Here is a 25,267-nt window from a genome sequence, read left to right as displayed (position 1 = left end):
GGTCAGCCCGGCTTGGCGGCGAGGAGCGTCAGCACGGCCCAGACGATGGGGGCCACGACGACGAGCGAGTCGAGCCGGTCCATGACACCGCCGTGACCGGGAAGGACGTTGGACATGTCCTTGATGCCGAGGTCCCGCTTGATGAGCGACTCCATGAGGTCGCCGACCGTCGCAGCGACGGCCACCCCGACACCCAGCGCGATCCCGATGACCCACGAGTGGTCGAGCAGGAAGTGGACGGTGAGCGAGCCGGCGACGACGCACAGCAGCACCGAGCCCGCGAAGCCCTCCCACGACTTCTTGGGGCTGATGGTGGGCGCCATGGGGTGCTTGCCGAAGAGGACGCCCGCGGCGTACCCGCCGACGTCGCTGCACACGGTCGTGATGAGGAAGACGAAGAGACGAGCGACGCCGTCCTCGGGTGCGAGCAGGAGGATGGCGAAGCCGACGAGGAAGGTCGGATAGGTGGCGATGAAGATGCCGCCGAGGACGTCGCGCCCGGCTCCGTCGAGGCGGCCGGTGCCGCGCCAGAGCACGACGGCGAGGCACGTCAGCGACCAGGCCACGACGAGACCGGCAGGCCCGTGGACGAAGGCCGCCCACAGCATGACGACCATGCCCACGACCGGTGGGACGAGCGGAGCCCGGACCGCTGCGTGCCGCAGGGCCGCCCGCAGCTCCCAGATGCCCACGGCCACGGCGAGCGCGACGAGGACGATGAACGACTCCTTGCGGATGAGCAGGGTCGCGACGATGAGCGCTCCGAGGCCGACACCCACCCCGATGGCCGCGGGCAGGTTGCGTCCCGCGCGGCTCTGCTTCTGCTCGATGACCTCCTCGGCGGGGAGGCCGGCGAGCTCGTCGAGCGCAGGGTCGTAGGGGACGGGCTCGAGCGGCCCGGCCCCGCCGTCGCCGGCCTGGGCCGCGGGTGCGGGGTCCACGGGGTCCGACGGGGAGTCAGTCGTCATCATCGGTCGAGCATCGAGGTCACACCTCGAGCAGCTCGGCCTCCTTGGCCTTGACGAGTCCTTCGACGAGGTCGGTGTGCTTCTTGGTCAGGCCGTCGAGCTCCTTCTCGGCACGCGACCCGTCGTCCTCGCCCACCTCGCCGTCCTTGACGAGCTTGTCGAGGTCGGTCTTGGCCTTGCGACGGATGTTGCGCACCGAGACCCGTGCCTCTTCGGCCTTGTGGTTGGCGAGCTTGATGTACTCGCGGCGGCGCTCCTCGGTCAGCTCCGGCATGACGCAGCGGATCTGGTTGCCGTCGCTGCTCGGGTTGACGCCGAGGTCGGAGTCGCGGATGGCGCGCTCGATCTCGTGCATCGCCGACTTGTCGAACGGGATGACGAGGATCGTGCGGGGCTCGGGGTTCTGGAACGAGGCGAGCTGCTGCAGCGGGGTCGGCGCGCCGTAGTACTCGACCGTGAGCTTGTTGAACAGGCCCGGGTTGGCGCGCCCGGTGCGGATGCCCGCGAAGTCCTCCTTGAGGACCTCGACGGCCTTGTCCATCTTCTCCTCGGCCTCGAACATCGTCTCTTCGATCATGGCTCTGGCTTCCTCGTCCCTCGTTCGTGGGGTGCTGCGGGGGTGCTGCAGGGGTGGTGCAGGGTGACAGGTGGTTCGGGTGCTTCGCGGTGGTCGTGCTCGCGCGCGGCAGGTGCCGTGGCGCTCAGGCGTTGGTGACCAGCGTGCCGATCTTCTCACCGAGCAGGGCGCGCGTGATGTTGCCCGCGCCTTCCATGCCGAAGACGACCATGGGCAGCTTGTTCTCCATGCAGAGGCTGAAGGCCGCCGCGTCGACGACCTTGAGCCCCTCGACGATGGCGTCCTGGAACGTGACTGTCTCGAGCTTCTTGGCGTCGGGGTTGGTACGCGGGTCGGCGTCGTAGACACCGTCGACGCCGTTCTTGGCGATGAGCACGGCGTCGCACTTGATCTCGAGGGCGCGCTGGGCGCTGACCGTGTCGGTGGAGAAGAACGGCATGCCGGCGCCGGCGCCGAAGATGACGACGCGGTGCTTCTCGAGGTGGCGGATGGCCCGGCGCGGGATGTACGGCTCGGCGACCTGCTGCATGGCGATCGCGGACTGCACCCGCGTCTCGATGCCCTCCTTCTCGAGGAAGTCCTGCAGGGCGAGGCAGTTCATGACGGTGCCGAGCATGCCCATGTAGTCGGCACGCGTGCGGTCCATGCCGCGCTGCTGGAGCTCGGCGCCGCGGAAGAAGTTGCCGCCGCCGATGACGACGGCGACCTCGACGCCCCCGCGCACGGCGTCGGCGATCTGCTTGGCGATGCCGGAGACGACGGCCGGGTCGAGGCCGATGCTCCCGCCCCCGAACACCTCACCGGAGAGCTTGAGAAGGACCCGGTGGAAGGGGGTTGTCTGGGCGTCGGTCATGGCGCAGGGCCTCCTCGTGGGCAGCGTTCCGGCGGTCGGTCGATCTTTCCACATCCGGCGGACATCGGCCGCATCGGGTTCAGGCGGTTCGGACGTCGGACAGCAGGCCCGGCAGCACGGCCGCGAGGCGGGCGTAGTCGTCCTCGTCGTTGTACGGCGCGGCGGCCAGCCGCACGTAGCCGCGCCCCTCGAAGGCCACGGGCGGCACGACGAGCCCGACGGCATACAACCGCTGCCACAGGGCCTCGGCGTCCTCGGTCGTCGTCGCCACCCCGTCGGGCAGCGCGACGAGGCGCAGGCACGGGGCGGAGGGTATGCCGCCGTGCGGGCCGTCCGTGCCGAGTGCGTCCCGCACGAGCTCGGCCCCGCGCAGGAGCAGGTCGGCGTTGCACCGGACCTGCTCCCAGCCACCGAGGGCGGCCCAGGCGGCCAGGCCGTCGGGCACGGCCACCCACGACGAGTGGTCGACGGTGCCCTGGAGGTCGAAGCGCTCGGGGAAGGGCAGCCCGTGGCTCCACGAGGTGACGAGCGGACGCATCCCGTCGCGGTGCTCGGGAGCCACCCAGAGCGTGGCGGCGGCGCGCGGCGTGTAGGCCCACTTGTGCAGGTTGCCCGCCCAGAACGCCACCCCGAGAGCCTCGACGTCGAGGTCCGGCAGGGCTCCGGGCACGTGGGCGGCGTCGACGAGAACCGGGACGGGTGCGACGGCGGCTGCCACCTCGGCGACCGGGAGGACGAGGGCCGTCGGGGAGGTGATCTGGTCGATGACGACGAGGCGGGTGCGGTCGGTCACGGCGGCCGCGAAGGCCGCCACGACGTCGTCCGGGTCGCTGTCGACGCCGAAGACCGCCGTCCGCAGCGTCGCACCGCGCGCCTCGGCGGACCAGCCGGCCGTGAGGTAGCCGTGGTTGCCGACGACGACGTCGTCACCGGGGCCGATGCCGAGACCCTGGAGCACGACCCCGACCGCCTCGGTGACGTTGCGCACGAGGGCGGTCGACCCTGCCGGCACGCCGAGGAAGGTCGCGGCCGCCTCGCGGGCACCCGAGAGCGTCGCGGGGAGCTCGTCGCGGAAGGCCCGCATCGGCGCCCCCTCGATGCGGGCCCGGGCGCGGTCCTGCGCCTCGCGGACCGATCGGGGCACCGCCCCGAACGCACCGTGGTTGAGGTGGGTCAGGGCCGGGTCGAGCTCGAACAGGTCGGCGATGTCGCGGCGCACCCGGACATCCTGCCTCAGGGGTTGAGACCGCCCGACATCAGGCCCGGGCACCGGGCCGCCTCGGCGGGGGTCATCGGCGCGACGTCCACGGAGGCCTCCCGGGAGCGGCCGAGGTTCCACGACAGGGCGTCCTCGCGGGAGGCGCGTGCCGAGATCGTCGACGGGAGCACGATGCAGGCCGAGACGTCGCGCGGCAGGCCGGCGACGATCGCCGGGGTGGCGTCCGCTCCCAGCGTCCGGAGGTAGGCCGCGTCGAGCTTGCCCGTCGCCTGGTAGCGGTCGATGTTGCGCTGTGCGACCCACGCCTCGGGGTTGGCCAGGCCCCCGACGAGCACGATGACAACAGCAGAGACGAGTGCGGCCCGCGGCAGCCACCAGCCCGAGAGACGCACCCCGGCGACGAGGACGAGCACGACTAGCAGGCCGAGCCAGAGCTCGAAACCGTCGACGAGCACCCGGAGCAGCGTGAAGCCGTAGGCCTGCTGGTAGAGGTCCATCCGGTGCAGGGCCGAGGCGACGACGACGAGCGTCAGGGCGCACAGCGCTCCGAGCGCGACCCGCAGCACGAGACGCTCCCGGGACGTGGAGCGTGGCGCCTTGCGGACCGCGAGCGCCACGGTCGCCAGGGTGAGCACCGTGGCGGCCGTGAGCTGGCCGAAGCCCTGGTGGACGTACTCGGCATACGTCAGCCCGGTCGTGCGCTGGACGTAGTCGTGACCGCCGAACAGCGCCGCGGCCTGGGCGACGACGAACGCGGCGAAGAGGGCGACGACCAGGCCGACGGGCACGACCCACTCCCAGAGCCGGGCCACCGGGCGTCCCTCCGGGAGCGCGACCCGGTCGACGCGCGGAGGGTTGAGGGCGACGTAGCCGGCGGCGAGCAGGGCACCACCCATGACGAAGCCGACGAAGAAGCGGAAGGTCAGCCCGTCCCACGCGAAGTGCGGCACGACCGCCTGCGCCCACGACCCGAAGACCGCGTCGCCGGAGGCGAAGAGGCCCCCGAAGACGACGAGCGCGACGAGCGAGATGGCGGCCGTGCGCACGACCGGCCACACGACGTTGATGCGGCTCGTCGCGGCGACGGTGCGCCCGAGCAGCGGCAGTCCGCGCACGGCGGCGAGGGGCCAGGAGGCGAGGCCGGCGACGACGGAGAGGAATCCCCTGGCGTCGGTGAGGGCCGTGGTCAGGACGACGACCCCGAGCATGACGGAGATGACCGTGAGCCACTCGGCGGCTCGCAGCACCGAGAAGGAGGCGAGTACGACGCAGAGCACGCTGCTCGCCGTGGTCCAGCGGCCGGCACGATGGCGCGTCGAGCGCCACAGCACGACGCCGCCGAGCAGGAGCACCCCGAAGAGGGCGACCCCGATGTCGCGGTAGGGCAGCAGGACGGCGGACAGGACGCCGACGCCGAGGCAGAGCAGCAGCAGGCGCACCTGCGGCCCGAGGCCGGCCTCCGGCCAGAGGTCGCCGAAGAGCGAGTCGACGACGGGCCTGGGCGCCCCCACCGGAACGCCGGCGTATGCCGTCGGGCGGCCCTCGGAGCCCGGGGCGCCCGGCGCTCCGGACGGGGTGGGTCCCGCCGCGGCGGGGATGGGTGCGGGCACGGTGGGCTCCTCGGTGTCGGGCGCCGCGGCGGGCGCGGTCGCGTCGGTGGTGATCGAGGGGATCCTGGGGATCGGGGGACCGGAGGGGACCTCCACGAGGCCCTCGGTGGCAGACGGCGACGTGCGGGCAGGGGTGCGGGGCAGGACGGCCCGGAGCCGGGCGCCGTGCTCCCCCTCGGGCGGCGAGACCGCGGAGATCGACCCGCCGTGCAGCTCGCACACCCAGCTCGCGATGGCGAGCCCGATGCCCGTGCCTCCCCCGGCGTCGTCGCCCGACCCGAAACGGTCGAAGATCCGGTGCACGTGCTCGGGCGGGATGCCCGGTCCCTCGTCGGCGACCATGAGCCACCACCGGTCCGGGCCGTCGGGACCCGCGCTCACGGTGACCCGGCCACCGGCCGGGCTGTGCCGGTCGGCGTTGTCGAGCAGGTTGGCGAGCAGCTGCGCGAGGCGGGCCGCGTCCCCGGTGACGCGAAGGTCGGCGGGGACGTCGACGACGTGGACGGTGCCGCGCCGGGAGACGCCGGCCTCGGCCACGGCGCCCTCGACGAGCTCGCGGACGTCGACGTCCGCGAGCGCGAGCGGAGCGCGACCGCCGTCGACGCGGCTGAGGTCGAGCAGGTCGCCGACGAGCGTGCCGAGCCGCTCGGCCTGGGCCAGCGCGGTGCGCAGGACGGCGTCGTCGGGGCGCACGACACCGTCGACGAGGTTCTCGAGCAGGGCCTGCTGGGCGGCGAGCGGTGTGCGCAGCTCGTGGGAGACGGTGGCGACGAGCTGGCGTCGCTGCTGGTCGGCGCCGGCGAGGTCGGCCGCCATGGTGTTGAAGGCGTCGGCGAGCACCCCCACCTCGTCGGCGGACGTCGCCGTGACGCGCTGCGAGTAGTCCCCCGTCGCCATCCGCGACGCCGCCGTCGTCATCTCGCGCAGCGGTGAGGTCATCCCGCGAGCCAGCCACTGGGTGACCCCGAGGGCGGCGGCGACCGTCACCGGGAGGGTGAGCCAGCCGGGCACACCGGCCCGGTCACCGATGACGGACACGAGCGACGCGGCCACGATGCTGGCCGCGACGAGCAGACCGAGCTTGGCCTTGATCGAGCGGATGCCGTCGAGGGGCCGGTCGGCGTTCACGGCCGCGGCTCGTCGGGCGCCTCGGGGGTGTCGTCGTGGTCGGCGGCCACGAGGGGCTCGCCGGCCTCGAGCGCGTAGCCGACGCCGTGGACGGTGCGGACGCGGTCGGCCCCGATCTTGGCGCGGAGGGACTTGACGTGGCTGTCGAGGGTGCGGGTGCCGCCGGCGTCCGCCCAGCCCCAGACCTCGCGCATCAGCCCGTCGCGCTCGCGCACCGCCCCCGGCTCGGCCGCGAGGGCCAGCAGGAGGTCGAACTCGAGCGGCGTCAGGTGCACCTCGCTCCCCCGTGCCGAGACGCGGCGCGACCCGCGGTCGACGGTCAGGTCGCCGACGGTCAGCACGGGCGGCTGCTCGGCGGCCAGCTCGCGCGCCCGCTCGACGCGACGCAGCAGGGCGCGGATGCGGGCGACGACCTCACGCATGCGGAACGGCTTGGTCACGTAGTCGTCGGCGCCGACGCCGAGACCGACGAGCAGGTCGGTCTCGTCCGCGCGCGCCGTGAGCATGAGGACCGGCACCGGGCGCTCCCCCTGGATGCGTCGGCACACCTCGAGCCCGTCGAAGCCGGGCAGCATGAGGTCGAGGACGACGAGGTCGGGGGCGTGCTCCGCGTGGGCGGCGACGGCTCCGGGCCCGTCAAAGGCCTGGACCACCCGGAAGCCTTCTGCCACAAGTCGATCCGTGACGGCCTGGTTGATCGTCGGGTCGTCCTCGACGACGAGCAGCACGGGAGCGCTGGCGCTCGAGGACGGTGCGGCATACCCCTGGTTCATGCCCCTGAGCCTAGGAGCGGGCGCACGGGGGGCGAGGGTGCGACGTGTGGAGATCGTGTGAAGGCCGGCCGGGCCCACACCGGCCCGACCGGCCGCACCCACCACGGTGGCTCAGATGAAGAGCAGCTGCGCGCCCTCCGTCAGCTCGATGAAGTCCGAGGCCGAGATGATCCCCTCGACGTCGTCCCGGAGGTCGACCTCGGTCAGGTGCTGCATGTCCGCCGACATCCGGCAGGCCCACAGGTGCCCGCCCGAGCCGACGATCTGGTCGAGGAACTCCGGGACCTCGGGCACGTCGAGGTCGGCGATGGCCTTCTTCATCTGCGACGTGGCGAGGTGCGTCATCCCGGGGATGCCGCCGAGGCCCTGCGGCAGGTGCGTCGCGGTATTGCCGAGCATCGTGAACTTCAGGTCGCCCGAGGTCTTCTTGTTGATCATGTCGAAGCCCCAGAAGGTGAAGAAGAGGTGGGTCTCGACGCCCTCACCGAGGGCCGCGTTGGCGAGGATGAGGCCCGGGTAGGCCATGTCGAGGTTGCCCTTGCTGCAGATGATCGCCAGTTTGCGGCCCTGCGACTCGGGCGCGTCGAACCTCGGCACGAACGGGGTGGTCTGGTCGGCGTGCGTAGTCATCACACACATCCCTTCGGCTTGGGCAGCCCCGCGACGTAGGCCATCTTCTTGGCCGGCTTGCCGGGGAAGAGGTCGAAGAGGGACTTGATCGGGGTGCCGGTCTGCGTGCTGACGCGGCGGAGGGTCGCGGTCTCGCCCTGGTGGGCGAAGTCGTCGCGGAGGAAGTGGAGGAGCTTCCAGTGGTCGGCCGTCAGCTCGATCCCGATGAGCCGGGCGAGCTCGGTGCCGAGGTCGTCGGACCACTGGTCGGGACGGGTGAGGAAGCCCTCGTCGTTGACCTCGACGGCTTGGCCGGCGATCGTCGTGGTGGGCATGGTGACGCTCCTTGTCTGTGTCTGGTCGAGCTCAGGCGGCGGGGACCTTCCCCGCCATCGACATCTGCGCGGGCAGGCCGAGAGGTCGTCCGGGGAGCAGGAGGTTCCAGTAGATGTGGCGGAACGCGAGCTTGCCGACGTGGTTGGCCCGCGACTCCTTGAGCAGGGTCATCGGACCCAGGTGTGGCAGCGGGAACGTGCCGGTCAGCGGCTCGGTGTCGTAGTTGAAGTCGAGGAGCATCGCCTTGCCGCCACCGGACTCGACGAAGCAGTTGGCGTGCCCGTCGAAGGAGTGCGTCATGGCCTGCCCGCGAGCGTGCTCGACGAAGTTGTCGACGAACACCTCGACGGAGAAGTGCGCGACGGAGCCGGCCTTGGAGGTCGGGATGGTGCTCGCGTCGCCGAGGACCCAGATCGCCGGGTGCTCGGTCGAGCGCATCGTGTGCTTGTCGACCGGGACGTAGTTGAGCTCGTCGCCGAGTCCCGACCGGGCGACGAAGTCGGCGCCCATGTTGAGCGGGATCGTCACGAGCTGGTCGTAGGCGACCTCGCGCTCGTCGTAGGACACGAGGACGCGCCGCTCCTGGTCCACGTGCTCGACCATGAAGTCGGTCTCGAGGGTGATCCCCTTGTCGGCGAGCAGGTGGCCCAGCTCGCGGCTCGCGACCGGCTTGGTGAAGGCGCCGTCGAGCGGGGTCACGTAGACGATCTCGGAGCGGTCGCGCAGACCACGGCGGCGCAGGAAGTCGTCGGCGAGGAACGCGAACTCGAGGGGCGCCACCGGGCACTTGATCGGCATCTCGGTGACGTGCACGACGAGCCGGCCGCCCGAGAAGCCGGCGAGCGACTCGCGGAGCGCCAGGGCGCCGTCGTAGGTGTAGAACTCGCCGACGCTGCGGTGCCACTCGGCCCCGAGCATCCCCGGCGTCTGGTCGGGACGCGGGCTCGTGCCGGAGGCGATGACGAGCTCGTCGTAGACGAGGGTGCGTCCGTCGAGGAGCGACACCTCACAGGCCTGCGGGTCGACGCGGTCGATGTCGCCGAGCACGAGCTCGACACCCTCGGTGATGAGACCGTGACGGGTCCTTCTGACCTGCTCCGGCTCGATGAGCCCGAAGGGCAGGAAGAGGTAGCCCGGCTGGTAGTCGTGCAGGTCGTCCTTGTCGACGACGGTGATGCGCCACTCGCTGGTGGGGAGGCGGTGCCTCAGCTTGTTCACGACCATGGTGCCGGCCGTGCCCGCTCCCAGGACCACGAGGGTTCTCATGGTGGTGGTCATGCTCCAAAAGTACCCCCGTGGGTATCAGGAGCGCTGTGAGCCACCAGACAGAAGGACTGTGAGGTGCGAGACAAAGGCTTGCCTCACAAGCGATTTCGCCGACGTCGCTGTCGGCCGGACGCCAGTCGTCAGTCGGCCTTGAGCCACCGACCGAAGAGCCGGGTCACGAACGGGAGGAAGACGTAGGTCATCCACGGCGTCGCGAGCAAGGTCGTCACGAAAACGCGCAGGACGACCGGCCAGTCCCCGCTCCACGGCGAGAGGAGGTAGGACAGCGCCAGACTGGTCGGGAAGAAGGCGATCCAGATGACGCTCGCCTGCTTCCAGCGCGGCGGCGCAGGCGGTCCCGCCGGTCCGGTCGCCCCGACCTCGTGCACCGACGACGACGCCGGCTCGTCGAACCAACCCTCGATGCCGGTGCGGTACTCCGTGCGACGGTGCTCGACGAGGTCGGCCGCCGAGCGCAGCCACCGCAGCCGCTCGGGCGACCGCTCCCACGTGTCGAGGTGGGCGCGCGAGTCGAAGCGGTAGAGCATGTGCCAGTCCTCGGTGCCGGACCGCACCCATCCGGCGCCGAGGAAGCCCTCGAAGTGCTCGGCCATCGAGGTCCCGGCGTGGACCCAGGCCTGCATGAGCAGCTCGTCCTCGGGGGCCACGCGACGGGTGATCGAGACGGTCAGTGGGCCGTCGACCTCGGCATCGGCCGGCGTGTCGGTGCTCGTGCTCATGGGACTCCTCCTGGGGTGGGTCCGGAGCGGCCGGTGACGGCCCCGGAACGCGACGATGCCGGCCGCCCCGGAGGGGGCGACCGGCATACGTCGTCGTGATGCGCGGGTTCTGCGCTACGCGTGCTGCGAGGGCACGAGTGGGGTCAGGACCTCACTGGCCGACGCGGAAGCGCGCAAAGGACTTCGCCGTGGCGCCGCCCTCCTCGAGCACCTTGCCGACGGTCTTCTTGGCGTCCTTGGCGAAGGCCTGCTCGAGCAGGACGTTCTCCTTGAAGAAGCCGTTGACGCGACCCTCGATGATGCGGGGAAGGGCAGCCTCGGGCTTGCCCTCCTCCTTGGCCGTGGCCTCGGCGACGCGACGCTCGTTCTCGACCGTCTCGGCCGGGACCTCCTCGCGCGTCAGCACCGTGGGGCTGAACGCGGCGATGTGCATCGCGACGTCGCGACCGACGGTCTCGTCGCCACCCTCGAGCGCGACGAGGACACCGATCTGCGCGGGCAGGTCGGGGCTCGTCTTGTGGAGGTAGGACACGACCTTGTCGCCCTCGAGGCGCGCCACGCGGCGGACCTCGATCTTCTCGCCGATGGTGGCGTTGGCCTCGTCGAGCAGCTCCTGGACGGTCTTGCCGTCCTCGAACGTGCTGGCGAGGAGCGAGTCGGCGTCGGTGGCGCCGGCGGCGACGGCCTGCGTGAGGACCTGGTCGGCCAGGGCGATGAACTTCTCGCCCTTCGCGACGAAGTCGGTCTCGCAGTTGACCTCGACCAGGGTGCCGACGCCGTCGGTGGCCGAGGCCGCCACGAGGCCGTTGGAGGCCGAGCGGCCCTCACGCTTCGTGACGCCCTTGAGGCCCTTGACGCGAAGGATCTCGATGGCCTTGGCGCGGTCGCCCTCGGCCTCGTCGAGGGCCTTCTTGACGTCCATCATGCCGGCGCCCGTCTGCTCGCGCAGCGCCTTGATGTCAGCGGCGGTGTAGTTCGCCATGCTCTGTATCGCTCTTTTCGTCAGTGGAGATTGACTCGTGTGGTGCGGCTGGTGCGGAAGACCGTCAGGCCTTCTCGGCACCGGCCGTCGCCTCGGCGGGGGCCTCGCTGGCCTCAGCGGCCGGAGCCTCAGCAGCCGGAGCCTCAGCAGCCGGAGCCTCAGCGGCCGGAGCCTCCGTGGCGTCAGCGGCCGGAGCCTCGGTCGCCTCGGCGGCGGGGGCCTCGGTGGTCTCCGTGCCGGCAGCGGCGTCGGCGTAGAGCTCGCGCTCCCACTCGGCCAGCGGCTCCTCGGCCTGCGCGTCGCCACCGGACTTGCCGGACGAGCGCTGGACGAGACCGTCGGCGACGGCGTCGGCGATGACCCGCGTCAGCAGCGTGACGGAGCGGATCGCGTCATCGTTGCCGGGGATCTTGTAGTCGACCTCGTCGGGGTCGCAGTTCGTGTCGAGGATCGCGATGACCGGGAGGCCGAGCTTGCGCGCCTCGTCGACGGCGAGGTGCTCCTTCTTGGTGTCGACGATCCACACGGCCGAGGGGACCTTGGCCATGGTGCGGATGCCGCCCAGGGTGCGCTCGAGCTTGATCATCTCGCGCTTGAGGATGAGCAGCTCCTTCTTCGTGTAGCCCGAGCCGGCCACGTCGTCGAAGTTCAGCTCCTCGAGCTCCTTGAGGCGCGTGAGGCGCTTGGAGATCGTCTGGAAGTTGGTGAGCATGCCACCGAGCCAGCGGTGGTTGACGTACGGCATGCCGACGCGCGTCGCCTGCTCGGCGATGGGCTCCTGGGCCTGCTTCTTCGTGCCGACGAAGAGGATGGTGCCACCGTGGGCGACCGTCTCCTTGACGAAGTCGTACGCGTTGTTGATGTACGTCAGCGACTGCTGCAGGTCGATGATGTAGATGCCGTTGCGCTCGGTCATGATGAAGCGCTTCATCTTGGGGTTCCAGCGACGGGTCTGGTGCCCGAAGTGGACGCCGCTCTCGAGGAGCTGGCGCATGGTGACGACGGCCATGCCGTGTTCTCCCTTGGTTCGATGTTGTCAGTTGTGCGTGGGCGCCGACGCCCGGCGGTCACGTCACAGACGTGGCCCGGCGGGCGGCATACGACCTCACTCCTGGCGCCTGACGCACCCCGCCCCGCCGCGAACGGTGGGGACTGCCGTGGTGTGACCCGGTCCGGCGGACCGGCAGAAGACGCGCGAATTACGGTCCGTGCGACGAGCACACGGGACCGCCGACCATCGTACGTCCTGACCCGGGTTGTGGAGAAATCGTGGCGACCCGACAGAATGTCCCGCATGGCGCACTGGGTGGAGACGATCCCGGCCTTCGTCGTCCTCTCGCTGGTGCTCTTCCTGCCCGGCTGGCTCGTCGTGCGCGCCTTGGGCGCGCGGGGCCTCGAGGCTCTGGCCGTCTCCCCGGCGGTCTCCGTCGGCATCATCGCCGTCTGCGCGACGCTCGCGCAGCGGGTCGGGGTGCGCTGGGGGCTGCTGCCGCTCGTCGTCGTCACGGCGGTCGCCGTGGCCGTCGCCTGGCTCGGGATGCGGCTCTTCGGGCGCCAGGACCCGGAGCTCGGCGCGGCCCGCCGTCTCCTCGGCCGGCCGCGGCCCGACGCGGTCGTCGCCATCGCCATCGGTGCCGTCCTCGCGCTCGCCACGATCCTCCCGGCGATCGGGCGACCCGACGAGCTCGTCGACTCCCCCGACGCCGTCTACCACCTCGGGCGCATCAAGACCTTCCTCGAGACCGGCAACTTCTCGATCGCCAACCCGACCTTCTACCCCAACGGCTTCCACTCCTGGATCGCGACCAGCCTCCTGCCCGGGGTCGCCGACGTGCTGCCCGGCACCAACGTCGCGACGATCGTGCTGGCGGCCCTCGTGTGGCCGGTCGGCTGCGTGGCCCTCGTGCGCCACGCGCTCGGCACCTCCCGCCTCGTGACGTATGCCGCCGGGTTCGCCTCCGCAGCCTTCATCGCCTTCCCGACGATCCTCCTCGGCTGGGGCGTCCTCTGGCCCAACCTCATGGCGACCGCGCTGACCCCCGGCGCGCTCGCCCTCATGCTCCAGGCCGCGCGGTCCGGGCGCATCGGGCAGTGGCTCGCCTTCGGCGCCGCCCTGCCGGGCCTCGCCCTGATCCAGCCCAACGCGCTCGTGGCCCTCGTGCTCTTCGCGCTCGTCTGGTTCGTCACCGCGAGGGTGCGGGCCGGACTGCTGCACCACGTCTCGTGGTGGGTCGTCGCGCGCGACCTCGCGATCGTCGCCGTCGTCGGTGTGGCCGGGCTCGTGGCGGCTCCCGTCGTGTCGGCCCAGCTGGCCTCGACCCAGTCCTACGAGTGGAAGGACCGGGTCTCGGCCTGGACCGCCCTCGTCGAGGTCGTCGGCGGCCGGCTGCAGATCCCCGACGTGCTCTGGGGCCTCGTCCTGCTCATCGCCCTCGGGATCGGCTGGATCGCGCTGCGCGCCAGGGCCGCCCTGCCGGTCGTGGCCATGTGGGGAGCCGTCGTCGTCCTCTACGTCATGGCCGCGTCGTCGACGATGTCGTGGACCTCCCTCATCACGGGCTACTGGTACAACGACAAGGTCCGGCTCGCCTCGCTCGCCGCCGTCCCCGGCGTCGTCCTCGTCGCCGCGGCCGCCCCGGCCCTGCGCGAGCTGCTGCGCAAGGTGCCCGGCCTCGGGTCGCGGCCCGTCGTCGTCGGGCTCGTCGCGGTGCTCGTCATCCCGGTCCTCACGCTCGGGCTCAACGGCGCCACCCGCGAACGGATGCTCACCGGCTTCTTCCAGCCGGACGACCCGAAGAAGGTCATCCTGTCGTTCGAGGCGCAGGACTCGCTGCGCCGGCTCAACGCCCTCATCCCGCCCGGCCAGGGCGTCGTCGGGCGCCCCGAGAACGGCTCGCCGCTCATGTGGCCGCTCTTCGGCACCAACACCCTCTACCGCTCGATCCCGATCCCCACGACCGGCGACGAGATCGTCATCGGCACCGGCTTCGACGACATGGCGAATCGGCCGGACGTCTGCGCCGCCATGGCGCGCCACGACATCCGCTGGGCCATCGACTCGACGCACGTCTACTGGCTCGACCGCCCGGAGCGCTCGTCCGGGCTCAAGGACCTCGCAAACGTGGACGGCGTCGAGCCCGTGCAGACCGACGGCGACTACACGCTCTACCGCGTCACCGGGTGCGGGCTGGGCGCCGCGGCGGCCTCCTGAGCCGGCCGGACGGCATACGCCCTGGGGTCTGCCGAGCCGACTCGTGGACGGCGCGTAACACTCTCGGCCCGACCGCGATGGTGGGGGTGGAGATCCCACACGGACCCCCTGACCGGGTGGGATCTCCACTCACGTCCGCGGCAAAGGACCCCTCCACAGCCGCCGCAGGGCGCAGAGCCCCCGCCCGGTGCCCAGGCGGGGGCTCTCCCCCGTCCTCGGGTCGGTCGTGGCTACGCTCGAGCCATGAGCTCGCCGCTGATCTCGCGCATGCAGCCCTTCGGGACGACGATCTTCGCCGAGATGTCGGCGCTCGCGACCCGGACCGGCGCCATCAACCTCGGGCAGGGCTTCCCCGACACGGACGGGCCCCACGAGATGCTCGAGGCGGCCAAGGCCGCGATCGACGGCGGCCGCAACCAGTACCCGCCGGGGCCGGGGGTCCCGGAGCTGCTCGAGGCCGTCGCCGCGCACCAGCAGCGCTTCTACGGGATCTCGCTCGACCCCGCGTCGCAGGTGCTCGTCACTGCCGGTGCGACCGAGGCGATCGCGTCGGTCGTCCTCGCCCTCTGCGAGCCAGGCGACGAGGTCGTCACCTTCGAGCCCTACTACGACTCGTATGCCGCCACGATCGCTCTCGCGGGAGCGACCCGCCGCACGTCGGTGCTCCGCTTCCCCGACTTCGCGGTCGACGAGGTGTCGCTGCGGGCAGCCTTCTCCTCGCGGACCCGTCTCGTGCTGCTCAACACGCCGCACAACCCGACCGGCAAGGTCTTCACGCGGGCCGAGCTCGATCTCATCGCGTCGCTCGCGCGCGAGCACGACGCCTGGGTCGTCACCGACGAGGTCTACGAGCACCTCGTCTTCGACGACGCCGAGCACGTGCCGATGGCGACCCTGCCGGGCATGGCCGACCGCACCATCACGATCAGCTCGGGCGGCAAGACGTTCTCGGCCACCGGCTGGAAGGTCGGCTGGCTCTCGGGTCCCGCCGAGGCGGTCGCGGCGGCGCGCACCGTCAAGCAGTTCCTCACGTACGTCGCGTCCGGACCGTTCCAGCCGGCCGTGGCCCTCGCCCTCGGGCTCGGCGACGAGGTGTATGCCGGCCTGCGGGACTCGCTCCAGGCCAAGCGCGACCTGCTGTGCTCGGCGCTCGAGGCGTCGGGCCTGCAGGTCGCCCGGCCGTCGGGCACGTACTTCGTCATCGCGGACGCCGCGCCGCTGGGTGCGGTCGACGGGCTGCAGTTCGCCCGCCGGCTGCCGGACCTCGCCGGGGTCGTCGGGGTGCCGGTGTCCGTCTTCCACGACGACCAGGAGGCGGCGCGCACGTTGGTGCGGTTCGCCTTCTGCAAAAAGGACGAGGTGCTGCTCGAGGCCAGCCGCCGCCTCGCCGCCGCCGGCACCCGAACCGCCTGACCGCCCCAACGCCCGCCCAGTCGAGTGAGCGCCCCGTCCCACACGAGTGAGCGCGCAATCACACTCGAGTGGCCCCGCCGTCACACCTGACCCAGTGGAGTCAGCGGCCGGTCCTACCCCACTCGAGTGGCCGCGACGCCACACCTGGCCGTCACGTGACGGCCTTCCACAGCCACCGGGCGAATGGGCTGGTCATCCACAGGCAGACGAGGACACGTCGCACGGCCGCGGTTGCAGGACGAGCATGACGGGATGTCCATCGGGTCAGCACTGCTCAGCACCGTCCTTGCCGTTGCGTCTGTGTCCGGGGCGAGTGCGGCGCCGTTCGCCCCCGTGGGCATGGCGGGAGCCCGGCCGGCCACTCAGGTCGCGTCGAGCCCCTCGGCTGCTCGGTGGGGTTGGCCGCTCGACCCCGAGCCCGAGGTGGTGCGGCGCTTCGACCCGCCCGACCAGCCGTGGCTGCCCGGCCACCGCGGCGTCGACCTCGCCGCCACCGTGAGTCAGTCCGTCCGGGCTCAGGCCGCGGGGCGCGTCTCCTGGAGCGGCGTCATCGCCGGACGTGCCGTCGTCGTCGTCGCGCACGACAGCGGCCTGAGGAGCACCTTCGAGCCGGTCGCCGCGGCCGCACCCGTCGGCACCGCGGTGGGCCGCGGCGACACCGTCGGCGTCCTGACGGCGACCCCGGGTCACTGCGCCCCTCGCACCTGTCTGCACTGGGGCGTCCTCCGGGGCGAGACCTACCTCGACCCGCTGTCGTTCGTCGGCCGGGTGCCGGTCGTCCTGCTCCCGCTCACGTAGGAGCCACCGGCCCCGGTCACGCTCGAGGATGGGCCTGCTCGTAGCTGCGGCGGAGCCGGTCGACGGAGACGTGCGTGTAGATCTGCGTCGTCGCGAGGCTCGCGTGGCCGAGGATCTCCTGGACCATCCGGAGGTCCGCGCCGCCCTCCAGCAGGTGGGTGGCGGCGCTGTGACGCAGACCGTGCGGACCGAGGTCCGGCGCATCGGGAAGGTGCGAGAGCAGCTCGTGCACGGCGGATCGGACCTGCCGTGCGTCGACGCGCCGGCCCCGGCGGCCGAGGAAGAGCGCAGGTCCGGAGTGCTCACCGACGAGCCTGGACCTGACCGCCAGCCACGCCTCTATGGCACGCGCTGCGGGGGCACCGAACGGCACGATCCGCTCCTTGGCGCCCTTGCCCATGACGCGCACGACGCCCTGCGCCAGGTCGAGGTCGTCGATGTCGAGCGCTGCGAGCTCCCCCACCCGAATGCCGCTGGCGTACAACAGCTCGAGCACCGCGCGGTCACGCACGTGGATCGGATCCTCGTCGTCGGCTCGGGTGGCGGCGAGGTCGAGCATCTCGCTGGCCTCGCCCTGACGAAGGACGCCGGGGAGCGTGGCGTACCGCTTGGGTGCGACGAGGCGCAGGGACGGGTCGGTGGGGATGCGACCGGTGTGTTCGGCCCACCGGAGGAAGGTGCGCGCGGACGCAGCGCGGCGCGCGATCGTCGCTCGGGCAGCGCCAGCGTCGGCCTGGACCCCCAGCCACGCTCGCAGGTCCCCGATGCGCAGGTCACCGATCTCGTCGATCCCGCGCGTCGCCGCGAACGTCAGCAGGTGCCGGACGTCGCCGAGGTAGGCACGCCGGGTGTGGACCGAGCGACCCCGCTCGGCGCCGAGGTGACGGGCGTATGCGTGGAGCAGCTCGGAGTGCTGCTCGAGCACGTCCGGCACCGCCCTGACCACATCCGTCACTCCCGCACCATCGCAAAGCGCCGGTGGTTAGGCAAGTACCGCACCGCGTCGGGAGCGACGTCCCGGGCTCGAGCCTGAGGCGCGCCGTCCTCGAGTGGCCGCGTGACCCCATCCGTCACTCACCCCCTTGGGACCCGTGTGGCGGAGCGGCCACTCGAGTGCGATTGCGCGCTCACTCGACGGGGACCTGGCGCTCAGTCGGGCTTGGCTTGGCGGGGCTGGGGGCGTTTGCGCCAGGTGCCGGCGGACTCGGTCACGAGGCCCTTCCGCTCGAGGCGTCCGAGCGCCGCCCGGACCATGAGCGGCGCGAGGGCGACCTGGCGGACGACGGCGTCGAGGGTCAGGCCGGAACGGAAGGGCACGACCTCGAGGACCGAGGCATCGAGAGGTGGCAGGTCGTCCTCCGGCCGGACCGGCCCGCGGGCCGGCTCGCACGCGTCGTCGCCGAGGTCGCCCACGAGGTCGATGACCTCGTCGGCACTCGTGACGAGGACCGCCCGGCCGTCGCGGATCTCCTGGTGACAGCCGGCCGACGTCATCGACGTCGTCGGACCGGGCACGGCGCCGACGTGGCGGCCGGCCTCGATCGCGTGCTTGACGGTGTTGCGCGAGCCGGAGCGCAGGTCGGCCTCGACGACGATCGTGCCGCGCGTCATCCCGGCGATGAGCCGGTTGCGGGCGAGGAACCGTGACTTCATCGGCGCCGACCCGGGGGCCACCTCCGACACGACGAGTCCGTCGCGGGCGATCCGTGAGATGAGGGTGGCATGCGCCGAGGGGTAGGGCCGCTCGACCCCTCCGGCCAGGACGGCGATGGTCGCTCCGTCGACGGCCAGGGCACCGCGGTGGGCACTGCCGTCGATGCCGAACGCGGCGCCGGACACGACGCTCCATCCCCTCCGCGCGACGCCGGCTGCGATGTCAGAGGCGACCTGCTCGCCGTAGCCGGTGGCGGTCCGGGAGCCGACGATCGCGACGGAGCGCTCCACCGTCTCGGCAAGGTCGAGCGGCCCGCGGACCCAGAGGCAGTAGGGCGGTACGGGGATCTGCGCGAGCCGCTCCGGCCACTCGTCGTCGCCGGGCACGACGACCCGCGCGCCGACCCTCGCGGCGATGTCGAGGTCGCGCTCGGTGTCGAGAGTGGCCAGCCGGGCCCGGAACCGGGTCAAGGTGCCCCGGCCGGCGCGGATGCGCTCGAACGTCTCGACGGCTCCGAGCTCGTCGACGAGACCGGGCACCTCCTTGTCGCACGGCTCCGCGAGACGCGACAGCGCCGCTCGGGCGAACCGGTCAGCGTCCACGGCGCACCCCCACCATCGAGCCCACGCGACCGTGAGCCGCCCAACGGCGCCGGCCTCGCACGTTCATGCGGCCACCCCGGCCCGGTGGCGCAGCGACAGTGCGAGGTCGACCTCCTCGCGCCCGGGGCGTTGCAGCCCCATGACGTCGGCGATGGTCCAGGCGCAGCGCAGGGTGCGGTCATAGCCGCGGAGGCTGAGCGAGCCGCTCTCGAGGGCGCGGTCGAGGGTGGTCGTCGCCGAGGTCGGGAGCCGCCACGGCCGACCGCGCAGGACCGAGCCGGGGACGTCGGCGTTGACCCCGCGACGGCGTTCGAGCACCTCGCACCAGCGCTCACCCTGTGCCTCGCGCGCCCCCGCCACCCGCGCGGCCACCGACGTCGTCGACTCGCCCGCGGGTGCCCCCGCCATCGAGAGGCCCGGAGGCTGGACATGGACCTGCAGGTCGACCCGGTCGAGGAGCGGCCCGCTCAGCTTGCCGAAGTAGGAGCGGCGCATGAGCGGCGTGCACGTGCAGTCGAGACCCTTGCCCCACCCGTTGCCGCACGGACACGGGTTGGCGGCGAGGACGAGCTGGAAGCGCGACGGGAACGTCACGGTCTCCTGGGCGCGGGCGATGGAGACGGACCCGCGCTCGAGCGGCGTGCGCAGCGACTGCAGGACCCCCTTGTCGAACTCGGGGGTCTCGTCGAGGAACAAGACTCCTCGGTGGGCCTGGGTGATGGCGCCGGGCCGGATGTGTCCGCTGCCGCCACCGATGACCGCGGCCTGTGACGCGCCGTGGTGCGGCGCGACGAACGGTGGTCTCGAGATGAGTCGCACGTCCTCACCGGCGCCGAGGGCACCCAGGACGGAGTGGATCGCCGTGACCTCCATCGACTCGGCCTCGTCGAGGGCCGGCAGCAGTCCCGGCAGCCGTTCGGCGAGCATCGTCTTGCCTGCACCGGGTGGACCGGCGAGCAGCAGGTGGTGACCGCCGGCCGCCGCGATCTCGAGGGCGAGCTTCGCGTCGGCCTGCCCGACGACCTCGCTGAGGTCGCGCACCGCCTCGGGAGGAGGCGGCACGACGAGCGGCACCGGAACCTCGTCGACGCCCCGGCCCTTGCCCAGCGCGTCATAGCGCCGGACGAGCTCGGTCACGTCGGCCACGGGGTGGACGCGGGTGCCCGAGACGAGACGGGCCTCGCCGGCGTTGGCGACGGGGACGACGACATGACGCACCCCGGTCATCGCGGCCGCCCGGACCAGGGGCAGCACGCCGGGGACGGGTCGCACCGTCCCGTCGAGACCCACCTCTCCGATGTGCACGAGGTCGCGCACCACCGTGGGTGGCACCAGCCGCATCGCGGCGGCGACCGCGACGAAGATGGCCAGGGCAAAGCACTAGTATGGACATATGGAAAAACACCCGCCGAGAGCCCCCGTCCAAGCCGCGATCTACGCACGAATCAGCCGAGACAGGGAGGGTGCCGGCCTCGGCGTCGAGCGGCAGGAGGCCGACTGCCGAGCCCTCGCCGAGCGCCTCGGGTGGGACGTCGTCGGGGTATACGTCGACAACGACATCAGCGCCGCCAGCGGCAAGTGGCGACCTGGCTACCGCACCATGCTCGACGCGGTACGGCGGGGTGAAGTCAAGGCCATCGTCGCGTGGCACACCGACCGGCTGCACCGACGCCCGACCGAACTGGAGGAGTTCATCTCGCTGGCGGAGGCTCGTGAGCTCCAGGTCCAGACGGTCAAGTCCGGTGACCTCAACCTCTCCACCTCGAGTGGCCGGATGGTGGCCCGGATGCTCGGTGCAGCCGCTCGAGCCGAGGTCGACAACACCCGTGATCGGCTGCGATCCCAGAAGGCGCAGGCGGCGGAGGCCGGGCTCTGGCGCGGAGGCCGGCGGCCCTTCGGCTACGCCAAGGACGGCGTGACCGTCAACCAGAAGGAGGCCGAGGTCATCCGCGAGATGACCACTGCCATCCTCAACGGTCGCTCGCTGCGCTCCCTCGCCGCCGTCCTCAACGACCGGAAGATCGTCACCACCTCAGGCAACGAGTGGAGCCCGATTGCACTGCGGGAGATGCTGCTCCGACCCCGCAACGCAGGGAAGGTCAGCACCGGCCGGGTGCGGACCCGCGACCCGCAGATCATCGCCAAGGCCAAGTGGCCAGCGATCATCGACGAGGACACCTGGCACGCCGTTCACACCCTGCTCACCGAACCGAGCCGCAAGGCCGCGAACCACACGAGCCGCTCGCGGTGGATCGGGACGAACCTCTACACCTGCGGCGAGTGCGGTGCCGTCATGCGACCCAGCAGCAGCACGCGCCCGAACAAGACCAAGGAGCCGACGCAGTTCAACTACTACCGGTGCGCGGTCGCGACCCACGTGACGATCGGCTCGAAGGACACCGACAAGTACGTCCGTGAGGTCGTCGCCGCGCTCATCCGCGACCCTCGGGTCATCGCCGGACTGACGCCGAGCGACACCAGCGACCTCATCAGCGCCGACCGGGAGCGCCGGGCCGTGCTGACCACCCGCCTCGACCAGTTCGAGACGGACTACGCGCTCGGCAAGATCACCGGCAGTCAGCTGGCGAAGGCGACGGCAACGGTCGAGGCCGAGATGGAGCAGGTTGAGACCCGGCTGGCCGATGCCGTGGCCCGGAGCACGACGAACCCGATCCTCGGCGCGGTCGACCCCGGCGCGGCGTTCAAGGCGGCTCCGGTCGAGGTCCAGCGCGCCGTGACCGCCGCCGTGCTCCGGGTGGAGGTGCTACGCGCCACCAGGAAGGGCGTGCCGTGGACGAAGGACCGCCTGCGGCTGACCGACCTGCTCGGCCGGCCCGTCGAGGTCGAGGTCGAGGCCACGGCGTGAGTGACCGCGGGGACTTGGCGTGGTGGCTGGACCTCGCGCCGACGCTGTCGTGGACCTGGGCCAAGACCTACGCCGACTCGGCGCCGCACTGGTACGTCGTTCAGGACCGGACCGAGGGCATGACCCACGAGGACTACGTGCGAGCCGGCCGCGTGATCCGCACGTTCGGCGAGCCCGGCAAGTTCTACGGCACGACGAACCTCTACCTGTTCGCCGACGGGCGCCTCGGGCCGCGCACGCTCAAGTTCTGGTGCATGTGGTCCAGCCCGCCTCGGGACGACTGGGACCCGACCCTGATCAACCTCGCGACGACCGAGAAGACCTACGGGCCGCAGACCGACTTCGACGAGGACGTGCTCGAGAAGCTGCGGCTGCCCGAGTCCGACTGAGCCCCAACGAATCCCCTTGCTGCCAGCGGAAATTCGCCCTGTGCGGGCTCCCGCGTCATGGGTGCGGCAGGGATACCCGGCAGGGCTGAGAGGCCGGTAGGAGGGCGCACAGCGCCTCTGGTGGCCCTAGGTGACCCTGTGCGGGTCGGGTAGACTTGGGCTTGAGGAAATGAGCACCGCGCCTCGACATCCAGACGGTGCTCCGTGCGAAAGGGACAGGCCCCATATTGGCGAGGGCCAGCACGACGTAAGGCTCCCCCAGCGGCCACGCGCTCGGTGAAACAGCGTGGCTCCACGGAGGAGCCCTGTCATGTCCCAGTCCAATGCCGACCTCACCCGGTCCGCCCAGCCGGCCCAGCCACAGAACCGCGAGACGCGCCGTCGTCTCGTCACCCTGGCACAGGCCGGGAAGCACGCGCAGGTCACCGAGCGAACGATCCGCAACTGGATCGGCAACGGCTACATCACCGGCTACCGCATCGGCGCCCGCCAGGTCGTGGTCGACCTCGATGAGGTGGACCGGATGCTGCGCACCATGCCGTCGACCAAGGTCCGGTCCGGCCGGTACGCCTACGGCCCCAAGTCCCGCATCGTCGACCTGTCCTCCGCCGTCAACGCCGGGAGCATCGTCGAGGGCGGTGAGCAGGAGTGAGCACCCAGCCGACCCTGCCGCCGCTGAGCGACGAGCAGGTGGCGAAGGTCGTTGAGCTGCTGAGGCCGTTCGTGCCGGACGAGGCGGCCGAGGGAGGCGGGGAGCGATGAGCGCCGCCCGCTCGATGGACGAGATGCTGGCCGAGGTCTACCCCGTGCACCGGCTGCCCGGCGGCTACGGGCGCTACCTCGACAACCAGCGCCTCATCGCCGCCGTGGCGGCGCGCCGGGAGCGGGAGGCCCGCTCGTGCGCCGTCGACGGCTGCCACACACGCTCGAAGACCCGCGGCCTGTGCCCGATGCACTACATGCGCTGGCACCGGACCGGCTTCGCGCTGGGGACGGCTGACCCTCGGTGGCAGGCCGCGCACCTTCGGCCCGTGCCACCCACGCTCGCGGAGATCGCCGCCGAGTGCCTTGCCGCGCTGGAGAACCTGCGCGCGGTTGTCGCCCGGCAGAGCGCCTGACCCCACACAAAGCAGGAGCCCCGGAGAACCGGGGCTCCTACCCACCATGCACAAGGAGAGCACGTGAACGACAAGCAGAACAACGACGACCGGGAGGCCGGCCGATGAGGATCATCCACGGTGGAGTCACCGAGACCTTCTCGATGAGCGAGTGGGCGGCCGCGTGGGCGGGAGCGTCATCCGAGAAGCAGGCAGCGATGCGCATACGGGCAAGCGAAGGCCTCATCAGCGACGACGACGGCGTGGTGCTGACCGGGCGGATGCTGCAGCGCGTCCGCGACCGGCTGCTGGGGACCTACGCCGCGATGCCGGAGCCGCTGCCGCTCGGCCACGGTGGTCGCAACGGCGAGCCGAAGAGGTGGCTGGTGCAGGACGTCTGGGCCTTCGGCACGATGCCGATGGTCGGCGGCAACCCCAAGGCCGGGAAGACGACCCTCATCATCGACCTGACGGCGGCTTTAATCACGCCCGGGCGGCGCTTCCTCGACCGCTTCGAGGTGCCAGACCTCGCCGAGGCGGAGGCTGATATCTATCTGATCAACGTGGAGACGCTTGCTGCCGACTTCGAGGCGGAGCTCGAAGCGCAGGGCGTGGTCGTCGGGGCCCATGTCGTCGTGGACCACCTCGAGACCCTCGGTGGCCCGCAGATCCTCGATCTGACCGACCCGGACATCTACGACTGGTGGGCGCACCGGCTGGCGTTCTGCCAGGAGTGTGAGGGGAGGGACGACACCACGCCGTTCATCGTGATGGTGGACGGGCTCACCGCGATCCTCAACACGGCGGGGAAGGGAACCGACTGGTACGGCAAGTGGTACGCCGCCTTCCGTCGGCTGATGCGCGAGGTCGACGTGCCCAGCGCCCTCGTGACCGGTCACAACACCCTGGCCGGTGGCCACCTGATGGGAGGTGTCGAGGCTCAGGCCGGCGCGGACGGGCTCTGGACGTACTCGTCGGACAACCCCGACAACCCCACCTCGACGCGCCGGTTCGGCGTCGTCCCACGCCTCGGTGGAGTCGCGATCCCGCCGATGAGAGTGGACCTTGTCGAGGGCCGGTTGGTGGCCGAGCCCACGGGTGCCGCCGCCAGAGGCGGCGCCCCGAAGAAGACCCGAGCTGAGGAGGTCGAGGCCGTTGCCCTGCGCACCGCCGCCTACGTGGCGGAGCATCCCGGCGCGCACGGTCAGGAGCTCACCGACAACATCGAGGCTGGCTCGAAGGCGTTGAACCTGGAGGGCAGGGCGTTGGCACTCGACCGCGGTTTGGTCCGCGAGGAGAAGTGCCTGACCGACTGCAACCTCTGCGACAAGCCGTACTACCGACGCCTGCACTACTGGCCCGCCGACGCCCCCGGATGAGTGGTGCGCACAGCCGCTTCGGTCTCCTTCAGTCTTCAGTCCCCTTGAGACTTGTCTCAAGGACTGAAGACTGAAGACCGAAGAACTGAAGCCCTCACCGGAGCGGGCACGTCGCCCGGCGCGGGGGCACGAACTCGTCGAAGTGCGCCCGCAGGGCCTCACGCCTGTCGTCCCCGGTCAGGCGCAGGGCGGCCGTGAGCGAGCGTGTGGCGAGAGCCCTTTGAGAGGGCTGCCGGTGTGGCCGGTGTTCCGGTCGAGCGGTCGTCTCCGTTGCGGTCGTCATGGTGACCTCCTTCTCCGGCTCCAAGTATGCCCGGAGGGGTATCGGGGGCGTAGTACGCTACGCAGCCCGCACGGCCCGGCGACCCGCACGGTCTAGACGGACCCCGGCTGCGTCTGTCATTGGCGCGACCGCACGCATCGCGGCACGAGCGGACGATCAGGTGTTGACCGATAGGCGCAGTTGCTCCAAGCCCGAGTAGCCCAGCACCGTCAACAACACGACGCTGCCAACCGGGGGATAGTCGTCAAGCCCCGAGGTCGCGGACCGGCCCATCATCGGGGTATCGACATGCCCAAAGGTCTCCTGGTCCGGAAGAAACACACCCAGCCCGAACGGGTGCAGGCACACGACGACCCCGCGATGTTCAGTCCCGTCCGACAGCCGTGTCTCACGCTTGGGCGGGTGTGAGTGAAAGCACCGCACCTCATTTGCCACGTTCAGCAGCGTAGACGACAGCGGATTCACAACGTCCGCACATCGGCATGTGAGGACGGCCAGACGGAGTAGAGCGCCC

At 71.4% G+C, this 25,267-nt stretch carries 25 protein-coding genes; 8 read left to right on the top strand and 17 right to left on the bottom strand.

From position 1 onward, the window contains the following. Positions 1 to 2: 2 nt before the first annotated feature. The 12 genes from ASE25_RS08250 to rpsB form a co-directional block, all read right to left on the bottom strand. Positions 3 to 971, bottom strand: coding sequence for a phosphatidate cytidylyltransferase (locus tag ASE25_RS08250; protein WP_056770004.1), 969 nt, complete (start codon positions 969 to 971; stop codon positions 3 to 5). 16 nt (positions 972 to 987) lie between these two features. Continuing rightward, entirely contained in the window at positions 988 to 1,545 is a 558-nt protein-coding gene (gene frr, locus ASE25_RS08245) for a ribosome recycling factor (RefSeq protein ID WP_056753911.1), read from the bottom strand. A 124-nt stretch (positions 1,546 to 1,669) separates the two neighbouring features. Beyond that, positions 1,670 to 2,398, bottom strand: a complete 729-nt coding sequence (pyrH, locus tag ASE25_RS08240) for a UMP kinase (RefSeq protein ID WP_056770006.1) — start codon at positions 2,396 to 2,398, stop codon at positions 1,670 to 1,672. Between the two features lie 79 nt (positions 2,399 to 2,477). Beyond that, positions 2,478 to 3,617 carry an aminotransferase class V-fold PLP-dependent enzyme gene (locus ASE25_RS08235; RefSeq protein ID WP_056824646.1) on the bottom strand — a complete coding sequence of 380 codons (1,140 nt, stop codon included), beginning with the start codon at positions 3,615 to 3,617 and terminating at the stop codon, positions 2,478 to 2,480. Between the two features lie 14 nt (positions 3,618 to 3,631). After that, positions 3,632 to 6,355: a DUF4153 domain-containing protein gene (locus tag ASE25_RS08230; RefSeq protein WP_056824644.1), complete on the bottom strand. Its 2,724-nt coding sequence runs from the start codon at positions 6,353 to 6,355 to the stop codon at positions 3,632 to 3,634. Next, positions 6,352 to 7,128: a response regulator transcription factor gene (locus ASE25_RS08225; protein WP_056824642.1), complete on the bottom strand. Its 777-nt coding sequence runs from the start codon at positions 7,126 to 7,128 to the stop codon at positions 6,352 to 6,354. The genes ASE25_RS08230 and ASE25_RS08225 overlap by 4 nt, the downstream gene beginning before the upstream one ends. A 111-nt stretch (positions 7,129 to 7,239) precedes the next feature. Beyond that, positions 7,240 to 7,758, bottom strand: coding sequence for a DsrE/DsrF/DrsH-like family protein (locus tag ASE25_RS08220; protein ID WP_056824639.1), 519 nt, complete (start codon positions 7,756 to 7,758; stop codon positions 7,240 to 7,242). Next, positions 7,758 to 8,072 (bottom strand): TusE/DsrC/DsvC family sulfur relay protein, encoded by a 315-nt coding sequence (locus ASE25_RS08215; RefSeq protein ID WP_056824636.1) that lies wholly within the window; start codon positions 8,070 to 8,072, stop codon positions 7,758 to 7,760. The genes ASE25_RS08220 and ASE25_RS08215 overlap by 1 nt, the downstream gene beginning before the upstream one ends. Before the next feature lie 31 nt (positions 8,073 to 8,103). Continuing rightward, a complete protein-coding gene (locus ASE25_RS08210) occupies positions 8,104 to 9,351 on the bottom strand; it encodes an NAD(P)/FAD-dependent oxidoreductase (RefSeq protein WP_200959022.1) in 1,248 nt (415 codons plus the stop codon). 128 nt (positions 9,352 to 9,479) lie between these two features. Next, the gene (locus ASE25_RS08205) at positions 9,480 to 10,079 is read right to left on the bottom strand and encodes an antibiotic biosynthesis monooxygenase (protein ID WP_056770024.1); all 600 of its coding nucleotides are present in this window, start codon (positions 10,077 to 10,079) and stop codon (positions 9,480 to 9,482) included. Between the two features lie 151 nt (positions 10,080 to 10,230). Further along, complete coding sequence (gene tsf / locus ASE25_RS08200) at positions 10,231 to 11,061, bottom strand: translation elongation factor Ts (protein ID WP_056770026.1); 831 nt, start codon at positions 11,059 to 11,061, stop codon at positions 10,231 to 10,233. Between the two features lie 64 nt (positions 11,062 to 11,125). Further along, on the bottom strand, positions 11,126 to 12,070 hold the full coding sequence (gene rpsB, locus ASE25_RS08195; protein WP_056824629.1) for a 30S ribosomal protein S2: 945 nt from the start codon (positions 12,068 to 12,070) through the stop codon (positions 11,126 to 11,128). A gap of 285 nt (positions 12,071 to 12,355) precedes the next feature. On the opposite strand from rpsB, the gene ASE25_RS08190 reads away from it, so the two are divergent. The 3 genes from ASE25_RS08190 (at position 12,356) to ASE25_RS08180 (ending at position 16,483) form a co-directional block, all read left to right on the top strand. Then, on the top strand, positions 12,356 to 14,272 hold the full coding sequence (locus ASE25_RS08190) for a DUF6541 family protein (protein WP_056824626.1): 1,917 nt from the start codon (positions 12,356 to 12,358) through the stop codon (positions 14,270 to 14,272). Positions 14,273 to 14,515: 243 nt separating this feature from the next. Beyond that, a complete protein-coding gene (locus ASE25_RS08185) occupies positions 14,516 to 15,685 on the top strand; it encodes a pyridoxal phosphate-dependent aminotransferase (protein ID WP_056770033.1) in 1,170 nt (389 codons plus the stop codon). Positions 15,686 to 15,937: 252 nt separating this feature from the next. Next, positions 15,938 to 16,483 (top strand): peptidoglycan DD-metalloendopeptidase family protein, encoded by a 546-nt coding sequence (locus ASE25_RS08180; RefSeq protein WP_082622762.1) that lies wholly within the window; start codon positions 15,938 to 15,940, stop codon positions 16,481 to 16,483. A gap of 16 nt (positions 16,484 to 16,499) precedes the next feature. Here the strand turns inward: ASE25_RS08180 and ASE25_RS08175 are convergent, their stop codons facing one another. From ASE25_RS08175 to ASE25_RS08165, 3 genes are all read right to left on the bottom strand, one after another. Continuing rightward, a complete protein-coding gene (locus ASE25_RS08175) occupies positions 16,500 to 17,429 on the bottom strand; it encodes a tyrosine recombinase XerC (protein WP_056770040.1) in 930 nt (309 codons plus the stop codon). Between the two features lie 203 nt (positions 17,430 to 17,632). Next, positions 17,633 to 18,739, bottom strand: a complete 1,107-nt coding sequence (dprA, locus tag ASE25_RS08170; RefSeq protein WP_056770042.1) for a DNA-processing protein DprA — start codon at positions 18,737 to 18,739, stop codon at positions 17,633 to 17,635. 63 nt (positions 18,740 to 18,802) lie between these two features. After that, complete coding sequence (locus ASE25_RS08165; RefSeq protein WP_255358401.1) at positions 18,803 to 20,104, bottom strand: YifB family Mg chelatase-like AAA ATPase; 1,302 nt, start codon at positions 20,102 to 20,104, stop codon at positions 18,803 to 18,805. 28 nt (positions 20,105 to 20,132) lie between these two features. Here ASE25_RS08165 and ASE25_RS08160 point away from each other — a divergent pair, with 28 nt between their 5' ends. From ASE25_RS08160 to ASE25_RS08140, 5 genes are all read left to right on the top strand, one after another. Beyond that, positions 20,133 to 21,605, top strand: a complete 1,473-nt coding sequence (locus tag ASE25_RS08160) for a recombinase family protein (protein WP_056824617.1) — start codon at positions 20,133 to 20,135, stop codon at positions 21,603 to 21,605. Further along, the gene (locus ASE25_RS08155; RefSeq protein ID WP_157623365.1) at positions 21,602 to 21,994 is read left to right on the top strand and encodes a hypothetical protein; all 393 of its coding nucleotides are present in this window, start codon (positions 21,602 to 21,604) and stop codon (positions 21,992 to 21,994) included. Before ASE25_RS08160 ends, ASE25_RS08155 begins: the two co-directional genes overlap by 4 nt. 310 nt (positions 21,995 to 22,304) lie before the next feature. Continuing rightward, a complete protein-coding gene (locus ASE25_RS23190; protein ID WP_200959021.1) occupies positions 22,305 to 22,646 on the top strand; it encodes an AlpA family transcriptional regulator in 342 nt (113 codons plus the stop codon). Between the two features lie 106 nt (positions 22,647 to 22,752). After that, positions 22,753 to 23,112, top strand: coding sequence for a hypothetical protein (locus tag ASE25_RS08145; protein ID WP_056824611.1), 360 nt, complete (start codon positions 22,753 to 22,755; stop codon positions 23,110 to 23,112). 104 nt (positions 23,113 to 23,216) lie between these two features. After that, complete coding sequence (locus ASE25_RS08140; protein WP_056824608.1) at positions 23,217 to 24,470, top strand: AAA family ATPase; 1,254 nt, start codon at positions 23,217 to 23,219, stop codon at positions 24,468 to 24,470. A gap of 94 nt (positions 24,471 to 24,564) precedes the next feature. Here the strand turns inward: ASE25_RS08140 and ASE25_RS22715 are convergent, their stop codons facing one another. Both ASE25_RS22715 and ASE25_RS08135 read right to left on the bottom strand, forming a co-directional pair. Beyond that, positions 24,565 to 24,753: a hypothetical protein gene (locus tag ASE25_RS22715; RefSeq protein WP_157623364.1), complete on the bottom strand. Its 189-nt coding sequence runs from the start codon at positions 24,751 to 24,753 to the stop codon at positions 24,565 to 24,567. Positions 24,754 to 24,909: 156 nt separating this feature from the next. Continuing rightward, complete coding sequence (locus ASE25_RS08135; RefSeq protein WP_157622976.1) at positions 24,910 to 25,188, bottom strand: hypothetical protein; 279 nt, start codon at positions 25,186 to 25,188, stop codon at positions 24,910 to 24,912. Between the last annotated feature and the right edge of the window lie 79 nt (positions 25,189 to 25,267).

It is taken from the genome of Terrabacter sp. Root85 (assembly GCF_001429185.1).
Taxonomy (GTDB): Bacteria; Actinomycetota; Actinomycetes; order Actinomycetales; family Dermatophilaceae; genus Terrabacter.
Note: the sequence above shows the minus strand (reverse complement) of the source record. Positions and strands in the feature narration are given on the sequence as shown.